The sequence below is a fragment of the Aminobacter carboxidus genome, assembly GCF_014863355.1.
Classification (GTDB): domain Bacteria; phylum Pseudomonadota; class Alphaproteobacteria; order Rhizobiales; family Rhizobiaceae; genus Aminobacter; species Aminobacter carboxidus.
Genome location: NZ_JACZEP010000006.1, coordinates 322,700 through 336,245 on the forward strand (window position 1 = coordinate 322,700; position 13,546 = coordinate 336,245).

The following is a 13,546-nucleotide window of genomic DNA, read 5'->3' on the forward strand; positions in this document are numbered from 1 at the left end:
ATCTTGAAGTCAAGATACTCGATGTAAAGAGAGATGCAGCCATGACGACGCGCAACACCGACCTGCTGCTGACGGCAATCGCCCCCGCGATCTGGGGCAGCACCTATATCGTGACGACTGAGTTCCTGCCCGCCGGCTACCCGCTGACGGTCGCCATGCTCAGGGCGCTGCCCGCCGGCCTGCTGCTCCTGCTGCTCGTCCGCCAGCTGCCGCAAGGCATCTGGTGGGCTCGCGTCCTGGTGCTCGGCGCGCTGAACTTCTCGATCTTCTGGTGGCTGCTATTCGTCGCCGCCTATCGCCTGCCGGGCGGCGTGGCAGCGACGGTCGGCGCGATCCAGCCGCTGATCGTCATCCTGCTCGCCCGTGGCCTGCTCGGCGCCCCGATCCGCCCGCTGTCGATCGTCGCGGCCATTGCCGGCATGGCCGGCGTCGCCTTGCTGATCCTGACGCCGAATGCCGCACTCGACCCGATCGGCATCGCCGCAGGTCTCGCCGGTGCCGTGTCGATGGCCGCAGGCACCGTACTGAGCCGGCGCTGGCAGCCGCCCGTTTCGCCGCTGACATTCACCGCATGGCAGCTGACATCAGGTGGTTTGCTGCTGCTTCCGGTTGCGCTGCTGCAGGAACCGTCCCTGCCGGCGCTTTCGACCGCCAACCTGCTCGGTCTTGCCTGGCTCGGCCTGATCGGCGCGGCACTGACCTACATATTGTGGTTCCGTGGTATCGCCCGACTGGAACCGTCGGTGGTGTCGCCGCTCGGCTTCCTCAGCCCGATGACCGCCGTGATCCTTGGCTGGTCGGTGCTCGGCCAGTCGCTCAGCGCGGCCCAGATCTTCGGCATGGTGGTCGTGCTCGGCAGCGTGTGGCTCAGCCAGCGCGCCCAGCAGGCCAAACCGGCACCGGCCAAGCTCGCCACCGCCTGAACAATCGCGCCGCCTGTGGGCGGCGCTCCCATCCCACAACTGAACCGTGCATCACTTCCGGCCGCCGCCGGCAGAAGGAGATTCCCATGCCCAAGATCCTGGTCCTCTATTATTCCGCTTACGGCCATATCGGCGCTATGGCCGAGGCTATCGCCGACGGCGCACGTGAGGCCGGCGCCACCGTCACGCTGAGGCGCGTACCCGAACTGATGGACGAAACAACGATGCGCAAGGCCGGTATCGCCCGGGACGACACACCTGTCGCCACGCCCCGGGAACTTGCCGACTACGACGCCATCGTCTTCGGCACGCCGACGCGCTTCGGCAACATGGCTTCGCAGATGAAGAACTTCATCGATCAGCTCGGCGGGCTTTGGACGCAGAATGCGCTGGTCGGCAAGGTGGCGAGCGTGTTCACCTCGAGCGAGAGCCAGCATGGCGGCCAGGAGCACACGATCCTGTCGATGCATGCCACCTTGATGCATCTCGGCATGGTCACCGTGGGCCTGCCCTATACCTTCCGGGGCCAGACGCGCATGGACGAGATTACAGGTGGCTCGCCCTATGGCGCAACGACGCTTGCCATCAACGCCGACGGCAGTTCGCGGGCGCCCAGCGCCAACGAACTCGCCGGCGCCCGCCATCAGGGCCGCTACATCGCCGAGATTGCCGGACCGCTGGCCGAGAGGCGCATGGAGGCGTCTCGCCAACCCCAAGAATTGGCGGCATAGGTTTGGCCAACTCCTCGACCAGGGCAACGATCGCCGAGCTTCTTGCAACGCTGCCGGCAAAGCCGGCGATCTCCGACTAAGCCGACAGTGGCTGCGGCGCCCTCAGCGGACGCGGCTTGAGATGGCCCAAAAGCGCATCGAGGAAGACCCGCGTCTTCCGCGGCATCAGTTGCCTGCTCGGAAAGACGGCACGCACCATGGCCGGGGCAAGACTCCATGCCGGCAGGATGCGGACGAGTTCGCCGCTCGCCAGATAAGGTCGCGCGAAAAGATCGGGCATCGCCGTTATGCCGGCGCCCGAACGCGCCATGCGGAACAGCAGTTCGTAAGAATTCGCGCAGACCCGTCGTCCCGACATGTCCACAGGAACCGACTGGGCGTCCTTGTTCAGAACCCAATTGACCGGAACACCGTCGGCGAGCAGTACCAGAACATCATGTTGCGCGAGGGCCTCGGGCCCCTCGGGCTGGCCGGCGCGATCCCGGTATTGCGGCGAGGCATAGAGGCCTATGCCGAGGTCGACCAGATGGCGGGTGGTCAACCTGAGGTCCTGCGCTTCGCCACCGATCCGTATGGCGAGATCGAAACCGTCGGCGATGACGTCGACATAACGAGGCGACAGATCCAGTTCGAGCTGGATTTCGCTATATGCCTTGGTGAATTCTGCCAGCATCGGGGCGAGCGAGATGGCGGCAAGGTCGCCGGGCACGGAGACACGCAGCCGTCCCGAAGGGGTCACCTGCCGGTGTTCGGCAACCGCCATCACGGCATCCACCTCATGGATGATCTGTTCGGCGGGGATGAGAATACGCTGGCCCATCTCGGTCAGGAAATTGCGCCGCGTGCTGCGCTGGAGCAGGCGTTCCCCCAGCTGGGCTTCGAGGACTGTGATCCGCCGGGACACCGTTGACTTCGGCAGACCAAGCCGTTCGGCCGCGGCACTGAAGCTTCCCGTTTCCGCAACGCGCGCAAAGATCATCAGGTCGAATGGATCGGGCGTTGTCGGCATGGCGGGGCCTTGATTGGTTCAAGTATGAAACAATCAAACCCATTCCCGCCAATAGCGCAACGACGCGATTGCCGATTAGCTCACCGCTTGGACTTCATAGCTCAACGGGTGCAGACGACGTGACTGTTTCAGCCAACAACCTCATCGCCAAGGCTGTCGTCTGGGAAAGTGCCGTGGGCTGGACCCCCGAATGCCTCGATGAAGGACCTGACATGCTGGTCCGCTATCGCGACGCGGGGTTCTCCTTCCTGTCGCTCACAATCGGCGCCGACTGGGACCGACCGGAGCCGACGTTCCGGCATCTCTCCCAACAAAGGCGCTGGTTCGAACAGCGCGCCCATGATTACCAGCTCATCGAAACCGTGGCCGACATCCGTGCGGCCAAGCAGTCGGGCAAGATGGCGATCGGCCTGCATCTGCAAGGTGCCGGCCCAGCCGCTCACGAGCCCGCGATGATCGACAGCTGGTACCGGCTTGGAATCCGCTGGATGATCGTGGCCTACAACACCCGCAACCCGCTTGGCGACGGCTGCCACGAGCCCTCGGATGCCGGGCTTTCGATGCTGGGCCGTGCCTTCGTGACAGAGGCCAACCGCGTCGGCATGATGCTCGACGCAAGCCATGCCGGCATCAACACGTCGCTCGACATCATCGAGCTGTCGGAAAAGCCGGTGGTGTTCTCGCATTCGAGCGTGCGCGCGCTGAAGAACCACGAGCGCAACATCGACGACGTCCAGATCAAGGCGCTCGCCCGGCGCGGCGGCGTGGTCGGCATCAACTCCATCGGCGCCTTCCTGACCGATGACAACCGTTCGGATGTTCCCGCGCTGATGCGCCATATCGATTACGTCGCCCAGCTCGTCGGGCCCGAACATGTCGGCCTCGGCCTCGACACCGTTTTCTACCAGCCCTTCATGACCAAGCTCTACGACTCCGGTCCGATGATGGCGTTGCGCGGCTATCCGCGTCCGCCCTGGGCCGATGTCAAACCCGAAGTCCTGCCCGAGCTGGTCGAAGCGCTGGAACGCCATGGCTATTCGGAGACGGCCATACTTGGCGTGCTGGGCGAGAATTTCCTGCGGGTCGCCGAACAGAACTGGCGTCCCTCCATCGTGTAATCCAAACCTTAGGAGCGTGTCGTGAAATTGATGAAGTGGCTGCTCGCTGCAGCCTTGCTCACCGCCGCGAATGGCGCAGCCCGGGCTGACCCGAAACTGGTCGAAATCGCCAGCTTCGGCGAGCACCCGGCGCTCAACCAGGTCGCCGAAGGCTTCAAGGCCCGGATGGGCGAACTGGGCTACGTCGAAGGCAAGGACGTCACCTACGGCTTCCAGCACGCCAATTTCGACCGCAGCCTCGTTCCGCAAATTCTGCAGCAGGTGGAAGCCAAGCATCCGGCGCTGATCCTCGCCATCACCACCGGCCTCAACCAGGCAGCGGTGCGCGGCATTACCGACAAGTCGATCCCGGTCGTGTTCGGCGCGGTCGTCGACCCGGTCGTGGCGGGCATCGTGCCGGATTGGCAGCACGGCTCGGCCTGGAGCACCGGCGCGTCCATGCTACCTGATTTCGATGCTTCCTTGGACTACCTCAAGAAGGTCTTGCCCGGGGTCAAGAAGGTCGGGACCCTGTTCAATCCGGGCGAAGACAACGACACCTCCAACATGGAGTTGATCCACCAGGCGGCCGCAAAGGCCGGGATCGAAATCGTCGGCGTGCCGGTCGACAATCCCAACGACCTGCCCCAGCGTGTCCAGACCTTCGCCGGACAGGTCGACGCTATCTTCCTCATCCAGTCCAACGTGGTGCAGACCTCGGTGCCGGTCGTCGCCCAGGTGGCGCAGCGCATCAAGCTGCCGCTGTTCAACTCGGTCTACGCCCCCGACCTCAAAGACCAGCTCGCCGGTTTCCACGCCATCTCCTACCGCAAGAACGGCGAGCATGCAGCCGATATCGCCGACCGGATCCTCAAGGGCGAGAAGCCGGCCGACATCGCGCCCTATGTTCCCAAGGGCGAAGACTTCGACGCCTATATCAGCCCCAAGGGCCTCGCAGCCGTCGGCCTGACGGTTCCGGAAGCGCTCAAGGACAGCCCATGGCTGCTCAAGTGACAGTGGGCATGCCCCTGCTCGTCTGCGCGGACTTGCGCAAAACCTTCAATGCCGGCCTTGCCGGCGCGCGACCGGCATTGAACGGGGTGGATCTGGCGCTCAATCGCGGCGACTTCGTCGTGATCATCGGCTCGAACGGCGCCGGCAAATCGACGCTGCTCAACACCATCGCGGGTGCAATCGAGCCGGATGGCGGCTCGATCTCGCTGGACTACCAGGATATTACACGCCTCGCACAGCATCGTCGGGCGGGCATGATCGCGCGGGTGTTCCAGGACCCGATGATCGGTACCGCGGCGGCGATGACAATCGAGGAAAACCTGGCCTTGGCCGAACAGCGCGGGCAACGCAGGGGCTTTGGGCGCCATCTCGACGGTGCCAAGCGCGACCGCTACAGAGAGCGGCTCGCCGGCCTGTCACTCGGCATGGAAGACCGGCTGTCGACGCCGGTAGCCCAGCTCTCCGGCGGGCAGCGCCAGGCCTTGTCCCTGATCATGGCGTCGTTGTCGCGACCCTCCCTGCTGTTGCTCGACGAGCATACGGCAGCATTGGATCCGCGCACCGCCGACCTGATCATGGCGACGACCTTGCGGATCGTCGCCGAGCAGTCGCTGACCACGCTGATGGTCACCCACAACATGCGCCAGGCGATCGAGACCGGCAACCGGCTGGTCATGATGGATGCCGGTCGCATCCGCGACGATATCGGCGGCAGCGAGAAGGCAAGACTCACGCCTGCCGATCTCGTCGAGAAGTTCAGAATCGAAAACGACCGCATGTTGCTCGGAACCTGACCAATGGACGTGATCCACGCCTATCTCAATCTCGTGCCGGTGACGCTGTCACAAAGCCTCATCTATTCGTTCCTGGTGCTCGGCATCATGATCCCGTTCCGCTTGCTGAGCTTTCCTGATCTGACCAGCGAAGGTGCATTTCCGCTTGGCGGCTGCGTCTGCGCGACACTTTTGCTGGCGGGATATCCGCCGCTGTTGGCAACCGTGGTCGCGATGCTCGCCGGCGTCGGAGCCGGCGCGGCAACCGCGCTGGTGCATCTACGTTTTCGCATCAATTCGCTGTTGGCCGGCATCCTGGTCTTCACCGCGCTCTACAGCGTGAACATGCGCATTCTCGGCCGTTCGAACATCGCCTTGTTCAACACCGACAACATCTTCACCCAGATCAACCCGGCCATCCTCACCGACGTTCGGCTGCAGGTCGCGACATTCGCCGTGCTGATCGTCGTGGCCCTGGTCGCATTGCGCTGGTACCTGGCCACGCAAGCGGGAGCGGCGCTGCGCGTCATCGGGATCAATCCGGAGCTGGCGCCATCGCTCGGCATCAGCATCTGGACATACACGATCGTCGGATTGGGTGTTGCCTCTGGCCTGACCGCGCTTGGCGGCGCGCTCATCGTGCAATTGCAGGGCTATGCCGATGTCGGCATGGGCACAGGCATCCTGATCAACGGCCTCGCCTCGCTGGTCATCGGCGAAACGATTACCGGACGGCAGACCGTGACCCGGCAATTGCTGGCACCTGTTGTCGGTGCAGTGGTCTATTATCAGCTCGTGTCATTGGCGCTGTCGCTCGGGCTACAGCCAAGCGACCTCAAGGTCGTGACAGCCGGCTTCGTGCTGGTGACGTTGGGCCTTCCCATGCTGCGCGGACGCAGCGCCATGCGCGAAACCATGCGGGCATAAGCGCTGAGCCGCAGCCTGGGCCGACCGCTAGTCGCGGCCGGCCCAGGGCACCAGCCGGAACTCCAGCCGGCGCAGGCCGAATTCGAGCACGAAGGCGACGGCGGCGATGACCAATATGGCCATGACGACGACGTCGGTGACGAGGAATTGCGCCGCCGACTGGATCATGAAGCCGAGGCCGCGCGTCGCAGCCACCAGTTCGGCGGCGACAAGCGTGGTCCAGCCGGCGCCGAGCGCGATGCGCAGGCCGGTGAGGATCGACGGCAAGGCACTGGGCAGGACGACGAAGCGGATGGCTTGCCGGCGCGACGCCCGGGCAGCACTGAGGCGATCCTGCTGGACGCCACGCACGCCGGAGGCCGTCGACAGCGCAATCGGCGCCACCATGGCAATCGCGATGACCAGCACCTTGGCCTCTTCACCAATGCCGAACCAGATGATGATGATGAGCGGCAAATAAGCGAGCGGCGGGATCAGCCGCAGGAACTCGAGCACCGAATCGATGATGCCGCGGCCGATGCGGCTGGCCCCGATGGCAAGGCCGACCGGGATGCCGACCAGCGTTGCTGCCAGCAGTGCTGCAAAGACACGGCCGAGCGAGGCCAGCAGGTGCTGGAGAAGCGTCGCATCGACGAAGCCCTGGCTGGCGACCTTCCAGAACTTGGCGAGCACGTCCTGCGGCGGCGGCAGGAACAGGGGCGCGACCAGCCCGAGCCTGGTGACGAGGGTCCAGGCGAGCAGCGCAACCAGGATCGTGATGACGCTGATCGTGCGCGACGACAGTTCGTGGCGGGGCATTTCGCGGCGCGGCCATGGTGCCGTCGATCGCTCGATTTCGGCAAGCTGGCGCCGGCCACGTTCGACCTGGAGAAGGGTCATGCCGGCTCTCCCTCAAAGATCGCGTCGGCAAGTTCGGCTCGCGCCTCGACGAAGGCCGGATCGGCCTTGATCGAGCGAACGGGCTCGCCGGCGGCATAACGCCGGCTGAAGCCGGCCTCGATGCTTTGGGCAATGCGGCCGGGGTCGGGCGCCATGACGACGACACGGGTGCCGAGCAGCAGCGCTTCCTCGATGCCGTGGGTGACCATCAAGACGCCAAGATTGCCCGGCGCCCAGATGTCGAGCAGCAGCGTCTGCATGCGCTCGCGGGTCAGCGCATCGAGCGCGCCGAGCGGTTCGTCCATCAAAAGGAAGTCGGGTTCGGCGGCGAGCGCGCGGGCCAAGGCCGACGCGCTGGCGCATGCCGCCCGACATCTCCCACACAGGCTTGTCGCCGAGGCCTTCGAGCCGGACACGCTTGCGCAATGCGTTGGCGATGGCGCTACGCTGCCCTGCCGAACGGCAGCCATCGGTCAGACAGCCTCGGAGATCAGACCCTGATGCCGATCTCGTCAGCGGCGGCGATGAAGGCGCGCTTGGCCGCCTCGCGCGTGCGGGTGCCGGCCAAGGCTGCGGAGACCGTTTCGACCGCCTCGCGGTAAAGCGGGCCGCTGCGCTTGGCATGCGGCCAGTCGACCAGCGCTTCATAAGCACCCTTGACGGTCGCCACCTCGCGCTGGGTGCTTTCCGCCCCGATGCGGATCTGGACGGGGCTATCGAAGAGCATGCGATCCATGGCGATCCTCCGAGGTTGATTGCGTCCAACAACGCTCCGAAGCAACTCGGGTTCCCTGGCTGCGGCGTAGCACACGCCGCTTCTTCGCCCCGTTACGTTCCGGCGCCAGTGGGGGTCGCAAGGCGTTGCCGGATCGCCTGGGGCATCGTAGCTTGTTGGCGAAGCGATTTGGGGGTGCACATGCGATCCACGAACCCAATCACCGCAGGCATGCCGGGCAAGATGCCGGCATACGCCCCTCCCAAACGACACCTCACCGCCCTCGCTTTTTGCCTGCTGCTGCCCGTCACCGCCTGCCAGAAGCAGGAAGCGGCGGAACGGCAGCCGATCGTCGTGCGCTCGGTCGAGGTGAAGCTGTCCGACTATGCGCCGTCGACGTCGCTGACCGGTGTCATTGCCGCGCGGACGCTGAACAATCTGTCGTTTCAGGTCGGTGGCCGGGTCGCCGAACGTAGCGTCGACATCGGCCAGCGCGTGACCAAGGGCCAGGTTCTGGCCCGGCTCGACCCGCGGGAGCAGCAGTCGGATGTGCGGGCGGCTCAAGCCAGCCTCTACGCCGCGCAGGCGCAGCTCAAGCAGGCCACTGCCGCATTCGACCGGCAAAAGACGCTGCTTGCCCAAGGCTTCACCACCCGGCGCGACTACGACCAGGCCGATCAAGCGCAACGCGTCGCCCAAAGCGGTGTGGAAGCAGCACAAAGCCAGATGGGCAACGCCGAGGACCGGCTGACCTATACCGAGCTGAAGGCCAGCGCCGACGGCGTGGTGACGGCGCGGACGATCGAGGTCGGCCAGGTGGTGCAGGCGGCGCAGACGGTTTTCACCGTCGCCGAGGACGGCGACCGCGACGCCGTTTTCAATGTCGACGAGGCGCTGGTGGCGCGCAACCCGGTGGCGCCCGACGTGATGATCGCGCTGATTTCGGACCCGCGCATCAAGGCCCCGGGGCAGGTGCGCGAGGTGTCGCCGGCGGTCGATCCGGCATCAGGCTCGATCCGGGTCAAGGTGATGGTGCCTAACACGCCGATCGAGATGCCGCTGGGGGCGGCGATAACAGGCACGATCGTGTCGAAGCCTCAGCCGGCAATCGTGCTGCCCTGGCAGGCGCTGATGTCGGATGCGGGCAAGCCGGCGGTCTGGACCATCGACCCCGCGACAAAGGCGGTGGCGCTGGCGGCGATCGAGGTGCAATCATTCGCCTCGGGCGTCGTCGTCGTGGCCAAGGGACTGGAGGTCGGACAATCGGTCGTCGCCCAGGGCGGCCAGTTGCTCAGTCCCGGCCAGGTGGTGGAGGTGGCGCCATGAGACCGAAGACAAGCATGTTCGCCCTCGTGTCGCTGCTCGCGCTTGCCGCCTGCAGCGAAGCCGACGCCCCGCCTCCCGAAGTCATCCGGCCGGTGCTGTCGACGGTCGTCGAACCGCATGGCCAGACCGCGCAAGGCTTTGCCGGCACGATCCAGCCCGAATTCTCTGCCGATCTCGCCTTCCGCCTGCTCGGGCGGCTAGTGGCGCGCGACGTCGGCGTCGGCGACATGGTGGCGAAAGGCGAGACGCTGGCGGCGATCGACCCGCTGGCGCTCGAGCTGGCAGCGCAGGCGGCGCGCGCGGATCTCTCGACCGCCGAAGCGCAATTCGCCAATGCGGCTGCCAGCGAAGAACGGCAGCGTAGCTTGCTGGCCGAAGCAAACACCTCTCAGGCGGTCTACGATTCGGCCAAGCAGTCACTGGATTCAGCGGCGGCCAATGTGGAACGGGCGCGCGCCGCACTGGCCAAATCGGAAGAGCAGCTCGGCTATGCCAGGCTGTTCTCCGACTTCGACGGCATCGTCACCGCGGTCGGCGCTGAGGTCGGCCAGACGGTCTCACCGGGACAGATGGTGGTGACGGTGGCGCGCTCGGACGCCCGCGAGGCAGTCGTCGACGTTCCCGACCAGATGGCGATCAGTCTCCGCGACGGCGACGAATTCGAGGTGGCGTTGCAGATGCTGCCCTCGCTGCGGGCCAAGGCCCATGTCCGCGAGATCGCGCCACAGGCGGACGCGGCGACGCGCACGCGCCGGGTGCGGCTGGTGCTGAGCGAGCCGCCGACAGCCTTCCGCCTGGGCTCGACGGTGACGGCGACCAGGGTGTCGTCGGCAAGCGAGACCATCGACCTGCCGATTTCGGCATTGCTGGAAAAGGGCGGCAAGAGCTTCGTCTGGGTGGTCGACCCCAGCGCGTCGACAGTCTCCATGCAGGGCGTGGAGGTGATGGCAAAGGCTAGCGAAAGCGTCACCGTGGACGGCTTGAAGGCCGGAACACGGGTGGTGACAGCTGGGGTCAACAGCCTCGCAGAAGGCCAGAAGGTCCGCATTCCGGAGGGGGCATAGCGTGAAGGGTTTCAATCTTTCCGACTGGGCGCTGAACCATCGTTCCCTGGTCTGGTATTTCATGCTGATCTTCACCGTCGCCGGCGTTTTCGCCTATCTCAATCTCGGCCGCGAGGAAGACCCCAGCTTTACCATCAAGACGATGCTGATCCAGGCCAACTGGCCGGGCGCCTCGGTCGACGAAACGACAAGGCAGGTGACCGACAGGATCGAAAAGAAGCTCGAGGAGCTGGAAAACCTCGACTTCAGCCGCAGCGTGACGACAGCCGGCCAGACCATCATCTTCGTCAATCTCAAGCCCACCACCAAGGCGCGCGACGTGGTCCCGACCTGGGTGCAGGTCCGCAACATGGTCAACGACCTCAGGCCGAACTTCCCGCAAGGGGTGCAAGGGCCGTTTTTCAACGACCGCTTCGGCGACGTGTTCGGCAACATCTATGCCTTTACGTCGGACGGGCTGTCGATGCGCCAGCTGCGCGACTATATCGAGATGGTGCGCACGCGCATCCTGACCATCCCCAACGCCGGCAAGGTCGAACTGATCGGCGCGCAGGACGAGGTCATCTATCTCGAATTCTCGACGCGCCAGATCGCGGCACTCGGGCTCAACCAGCAGGCGGTCGTCGCCAGCCTGCAGGCACAGAACGCGGTGTCGCCGTCGGGTGTCATCCAGGCTGGACCGGAGCGCATCGCGGTGCGCGTCGGCGGCCAGTTCGCCTCCGAGGAGAGCCTGAAGGCGATCAACCTCAGGGTCAACGACCGCTTCTTCCGGCTGAGCGACGTCGCCACCATCAGCCGTGGTTATGTCGACCCGCCGACATCTTTGTTTCGCGTCAATGGCGAGCCGGCGATCGGGCTCGCCATCGGCATGAAGCCGAACGCCAACCTGCTCGAGTTCGGCGAAGCGCTGAAGGCCCTCATGACGCAGGTGACCGGCGAGTTGCCAGTCGGCATCGGCGTGCACCAGGTCGCCGACCAGCCTGTCATCGTCGAGCACGCGGTGTCGGGCTTCACCCGCGCGCTGTTCGAGGCGGTCGCCATCGTGCTCGCTGTCTCCTTCATCAGCCTCGGCATGCGTGCCGGCTTCGTGGTGGCGCTGTCGATCCCGCTGGTTCTGGCGATCACCTTCCTGGTCATGGCCTATATGGGCATTTCGCTGCAGCGCATCTCGCTGGGCGCGCTGATCATCGCACTCGGCCTGCTTGTCGATGACGCGATGATCGCCGTCGAGATGATGGTGGCCCGGCTGGAAGTGGGTGACTCGCTTAGAAAGGCCGCCACCTACGTCTACACCTCGACCGCGTTTCCGATGCTGACCGGCACGCTGGTGACGGTCGCCGGCTTCATCCCGATTGGCCTCAACACCAGCCAGGCCGGTGAGTACACCTACACGCTGTTCGTGGTCATCGCCGTGTCACTGCTGCTGTCCTGGATCGTGGCGGTGCTGTTTGCGCCGCTGCTGGGCGTGACGCTGCTGCCGGCGACGATGAAGAAACATAACGAGCGCCCAAGCCGCTTTGCATCGGGCTTCTCGCGCCTGCTGCGTCTCGCCGTGCGCCGGCACTGGCTCACCATTGTCGCCACCGTCGTCGCCTTCGTGCTGTCGGTGGTGGGGCTGACCTTGGTGCAGCAGCAATTCTTCCCGCCGTCCGACCGGCCCGAGCTGATCGTCGACTGGAACCTGCCGCAAAACAGCTCGATCGCCGAGACCCGGGCTCAGATCGAGCGCTTCGAGGAAGTGGCGCTGAACGGCAACGCCGACATCGACCACTGGAGTTCCTATATCGGCCAGGGCGCGGTGCGTTTCGTGCTGGCCTATGACGTGCAGCCGGCCAACCCCTATTTCGGCCAGACCGTGATCGTGACCAAGGACCTCGAAGCACGCCACAGGGTGCAGCCGGCGATCGAAAAGATCCTGCGCGAGCAGTTTGTCGGCACCGATACCTACGTCAAGACGCTGGAACTCGGCCCGCCGGTGGGCCGGCCGGTGCAGTACCGCATCAGCGGCCCCGAGGTGCAGACGGTGCGGACGCTGTCGCAGCAGCTCGCCGGCGTCATTTCGGCCAACGCCAAGCTGCAGGCGCCAGGCTTCGACTGGAACGAGCCGGAGCGCGTGCTGAAGGTCGAGGTGCTGCAGGACAAGGCGCGACAGCTCGGCATCACCTCCGAAGACATCGCCAGCGCCATGAACAGCGTTGTCGGCGGCGTGGCGATCACCCAGGTGCGCGACGCCACCTACCTGATCAATGTCGTGGTGCGGGCCCAGGATGCCGAACGCGGCTCGATCGAAACGCTGCGCAACCTGCAAATCCCGACCGGAGGCGGCGAATCCATCCCACTCGCGACGGTTGCCGACTTCCGCTACGAGATCGAGCAGCCGACGGTCTGGCGCCGCAGTCGCCTGCCCACCATCACCGTCAAGGCGGGCATGGTCGGCAACGCCCTACCCGACACGGTGGTCGCCGAACTCAAGCCATCGATCGACGACTTCGCTGCCAAGCTGCCCGACGGCTACACGGTGGTGACAGGCGGCTCTGTCGAGGAAAGCGCCAACAGCCAGGGACCTATCATCGCCGTAGTGCCACTGATGCTGTTCATCATGGCAACCGTGCTGATGCTGCAGTTGCAGAGCTTCCAGCGGCTGTTTCTGGTGGTGGCTGTCGCACCGCTCGGCCTGATCGGCGTGGTGGCGGCATTGCTGCCGACGGGCCAACCGCTTGGCTTCGTTGCGATCCTGGGCGTTCTGGCACTGGTCGGCATCCTGATCCGCAACTCGGTAATCCTGATCGTGCAGATCGAGGAGCTGATATCAACGGGCACCGACCGGTGGCACGCGGTGATCGAGGCGTCGGAACACCGCATGCGGCCAATCGCGCTGACCGCCGCCGCCGCCAGCCTGGCGCTGATCCCGATCGCGCGCGAGGTGTTCTGGGCGCCGATGGCCTATGCGATGATGGGCGGCATCCTGGCCGGCACGGCGATCACCCTGCTGTTCTTGCCGGCACTGTATGTCACCTGGTTCAGGCTCAAGGAACCTGATGAAGGCGACAACGCCACGACCGAAGCGATGGAGCCGCCGGCCGCATAG

Annotated in this window: 12 protein-coding genes and 1 pseudogene; 9 read left to right on the top strand and 4 right to left on the bottom strand. The window is 65.2% G+C overall.

Annotation, left to right across the window (positions count from 1 at the left end; all coding sequences use genetic code 11):
• Positions 1–41: 41 nt before the first annotated feature.
• Together IHE39_RS20105 and wrbA are read left to right on the top strand one after the other, a co-directional pair.
• Positions 42–923, top strand: coding sequence for an EamA family transporter (locus IHE39_RS20105; RefSeq protein ID WP_210327629.1), 882 nt, complete (start codon positions 42–44; stop codon positions 921–923).
• An 86-nt stretch (positions 924–1,009) separates the two neighbouring features.
• Positions 1,010–1,654 (top strand): NAD(P)H:quinone oxidoreductase, encoded by a 645-nt coding sequence (wrbA, locus tag IHE39_RS20110; protein ID WP_192567730.1) that lies wholly within the window; start codon positions 1,010–1,012, stop codon positions 1,652–1,654.
• Positions 1,655–1,730: 76 nt separating this feature from the next.
• On the opposite strand, the gene IHE39_RS20115 is transcribed toward wrbA, so the two are convergent.
• Positions 1,731–2,663 (bottom strand): LysR family transcriptional regulator, encoded by a 933-nt coding sequence (locus tag IHE39_RS20115; protein ID WP_192567731.1) that lies wholly within the window; start codon positions 2,661–2,663, stop codon positions 1,731–1,733.
• Between the two features lie 119 nt (positions 2,664–2,782).
• Here IHE39_RS20115 and IHE39_RS20120 point away from each other — a divergent pair, with 119 nt between their 5' ends.
• From IHE39_RS20120 to IHE39_RS20135, 4 genes are read left to right on the top strand one after another with little or no spacing between them, the layout of a single operon-like run.
• Positions 2,783–3,781 carry a dipeptidase gene (locus IHE39_RS20120; protein ID WP_184770175.1) on the top strand — a complete coding sequence of 333 codons (999 nt, stop codon included), beginning with the start codon at positions 2,783–2,785 and terminating at the stop codon, positions 3,779–3,781.
• Between the two features lie 30 nt (positions 3,782–3,811).
• Positions 3,812–4,774 (top strand): ABC transporter substrate-binding protein, encoded by a 963-nt coding sequence (locus IHE39_RS20125; RefSeq protein ID WP_246485583.1) that lies wholly within the window; start codon positions 3,812–3,814, stop codon positions 4,772–4,774.
• Complete coding sequence (locus tag IHE39_RS20130; protein WP_434781325.1) at positions 4,759–5,568, top strand: ABC transporter ATP-binding protein; 810 nt, start codon at positions 4,759–4,761, stop codon at positions 5,566–5,568. The genes IHE39_RS20125 and IHE39_RS20130 overlap by 16 nt, the downstream gene beginning before the upstream one ends.
• Positions 5,569–5,571: 3 nt before the next feature.
• Positions 5,572–6,474, top strand: coding sequence for an ABC transporter permease (locus tag IHE39_RS20135; protein ID WP_192567733.1), 903 nt, complete (start codon positions 5,572–5,574; stop codon positions 6,472–6,474).
• A gap of 27 nt (positions 6,475–6,501) precedes the next feature.
• Here IHE39_RS20135 and IHE39_RS20140 read toward each other — a convergent pair whose 3' ends face one another.
• From IHE39_RS20140 to IHE39_RS20150, 3 genes and pseudogenes are all read right to left on the bottom strand, one after another.
• Positions 6,502–7,353: an ABC transporter permease subunit gene (locus IHE39_RS20140; protein ID WP_192567734.1), complete on the bottom strand. Its 852-nt coding sequence runs from the start codon at positions 7,351–7,353 to the stop codon at positions 6,502–6,504.
• Positions 7,350–7,767, bottom strand: a pseudogene (locus IHE39_RS20145) (ATP-binding cassette domain-containing protein); the annotation flags it as partial. The pseudogene IHE39_RS20145 and the gene IHE39_RS20140, both read right to left, overlap by 4 nt.
• A gap of 76 nt (positions 7,768–7,843) precedes the next feature.
• Positions 7,844–8,089 (bottom strand): DUF982 domain-containing protein, encoded by a 246-nt coding sequence (locus IHE39_RS20150; protein WP_192567735.1) that lies wholly within the window; start codon positions 8,087–8,089, stop codon positions 7,844–7,846.
• A 180-nt stretch (positions 8,090–8,269) separates the two neighbouring features.
• Between IHE39_RS20150 and IHE39_RS20155 the strand changes: the two genes are divergently transcribed.
• The 3 genes from IHE39_RS20155 to IHE39_RS20165 are packed head-to-tail and all read left to right on the top strand — an operon-like array spanning position 8,270 to position 13,546.
• Positions 8,270–9,394 carry an efflux RND transporter periplasmic adaptor subunit gene (locus IHE39_RS20155; protein WP_192567736.1) on the top strand — a complete coding sequence of 375 codons (1,125 nt, stop codon included), beginning with the start codon at positions 8,270–8,272 and terminating at the stop codon, positions 9,392–9,394.
• A complete protein-coding gene (locus IHE39_RS20160; protein WP_192567737.1) occupies positions 9,391–10,458 on the top strand; it encodes an efflux RND transporter periplasmic adaptor subunit in 1,068 nt (355 codons plus the stop codon). The genes IHE39_RS20155 and IHE39_RS20160 overlap by 4 nt, the downstream gene beginning before the upstream one ends.
• A 1-nt stretch (position 10,459) precedes the next feature.
• Positions 10,460–13,546, top strand: coding sequence for an efflux RND transporter permease subunit (locus tag IHE39_RS20165; RefSeq protein WP_192567738.1), 3,087 nt, complete (start codon positions 10,460–10,462; stop codon positions 13,544–13,546).